At 75.6% G+C, this 221-nt stretch carries 1 protein-coding gene; it reads left to right on the plus strand.

All coding sequences use genetic code 11. The annotated features are described in order from the left end of the window. Positions 1-30: 30 nt before the first annotated feature. Complete coding sequence (locus RRF55_RS28800; protein WP_439419416.1) at positions 31-150, plus strand: DUF484 family protein; 120 nt, start codon at positions 31-33, stop codon at positions 148-150. Positions 151-221: the final 71 nt, after the last annotated feature.

Genomic DNA, 221 nt, shown 5'->3' on the forward strand with positions numbered 1-221 from the left:
CTGCCGGGCGCCGCCGCGCCCCGCGCCGCCCTGTGCGCCTTCGGCTCGGGCGAGGACGACGGCTTCACCCCCGCCATGGGCTGCGAACTGGTGGCCTTCGTCGCCCGCGTCGTCGAACGCATGGCCGAGCGATGGCCGCTGGACGCCTGAGCGCCCCCTCCATGACTTCGCAGGACGCTCTGGCCGCCTGGCTGGAGCATCTGGCCCACGAGCGCCGCCTG

Source organism: Klebsiella sp. K47, from assembly GCF_051858335.1.
Lineage (GTDB): Bacteria > Pseudomonadota > Gammaproteobacteria > Enterobacterales > Enterobacteriaceae > Klebsiella > Klebsiella pneumoniae.